General features: G+C 71.5%; 2 protein-coding genes. Both read right to left on the bottom strand.

All coding sequences use genetic code 11. The features are described 5' to 3' along the window. Positions 1 to 387, bottom strand: a 387-nt coding sequence (locus G6R24_RS21055) for a nucleoside deaminase (RefSeq protein WP_263864098.1), incomplete at its 3' end; no start/stop codon positions are given. After that, complete coding sequence (locus G6R24_RS21050) at positions 380 to 877, bottom strand: tRNA adenosine deaminase-associated protein (RefSeq protein ID WP_163550851.1); 498 nt, start codon at positions 875 to 877, stop codon at positions 380 to 382. The genes G6R24_RS21050 and G6R24_RS21055, both read right to left, overlap by 8 nt. Positions 878 to 1196 lie beyond the last annotated feature (319 nt).

Below are 1196 nucleotides of genomic sequence, written 5' to 3'. Positions count from 1 at the left end.
GCGGTGGTTGAGGCGGCGGTCGCGGACGACGTCCCAGAGGGAGCCGACGGCGCCGGCCTTGTCGTCCACGGCGCCGTAGACGAGGCGGGCGATGCGGGCGAGGACCAGGGCGCCGGCGCACATGGTGCAGGGCTCGAGGGTGACGACGAGGGTGGTGCCGGTCAGGCGCCAGGAGCCCAGGGCCTGGGCGGCGGCGCGTAGGGCGATGACCTCGGCGTGGGCGGTGGGGTCGCCGTCGCGCTCGCGGGTGTTGTAGCCGGTGCCGATCACCGTGCCATCGGCGGCGAGGACGACCGCGCCGACCGGGACGTCGCCGGAGGCCAGAGCGAGACGCGCCTGGTCCAGCGCCAGGCCCATCGCCGCCTCGTGACTGAACGAGTCAGCCACGGGCGTCGTCGAAGATCTCCCCGGCGCCGGCGCGTTCGCTCAGGGCGCTGATCAGGTCGGCGGGGAGCATGCCTTCCTCGCCGATGAGTTCGAGCAGGTCCTCCTCGGAGGTGCCCAGGTCGGCGAGGAGGTCCAGGTCGCCGACGGGGGAGGCCTGGAGCAGGACGGCGGAGTCGTCGTCGTCCTCGTCGTCCTCGGTGGACAGGCCGGCCAAGGAGGGCAGCGCGTCGGAGAAGAGACGGTCGGCGAGGTCGGAGCTGACCAGGGCGCGGCGGTCGGAGAGGAAGACCGACGGGTCCAGCTGCTTGTCACCCAGGCGGACGATCGCGAGGTACTCGTCATCCTCCTCTAGGAAGGCGACGACGGAGGCGTCACCGAGGTCACGCATGGCGTCGGTGAGGGCGTCGAGGTCGTCGAGGTCCGCGGGGTCGAGTTCGTGCACGGACCAGTGGCCGTGCTCCCGAGCGATCGCGATTGCCTTCGTGGTCACGGTGTGCCCTCACGTCCCTTCTGCGACCGGTCGGTGCTCGACCGGCCCGAACTCCCGCCCGACGGGGAGACCCGCAGGTCCGACGGCCGGCTGGTCCGGTGACCGGCTGGTCCGCTGGTCTGGTGGACCGGTCACTGGGCCGGTGCCCCGAAGCGCCGATCGGCGAACCTCGAAGTTCCCGGGCACCCGCGACAGCGCACTCCAGGTCGTCAAACCGCAGGTCAGCATGGCCGCCGGCAGTTAACCGACCTGTCCCACCATGCACTACCTGTGATTCTCACTCCAGAAGCCGGATCCCGGTGGCCCGGTTCACCCCAAT

Origin of the sequence: Candidatus Frankia nodulisporulans (assembly GCF_902806475.1) — a bacterium.
Classification (GTDB): Bacteria; Actinomycetota; Actinomycetes; order Frankiales; family Frankiaceae; genus Frankia; species Frankia umida.
The sequence above is the reverse complement of the archived record's forward strand: the minus strand, read 5'-3'. Positions and strand labels throughout refer to the sequence as shown.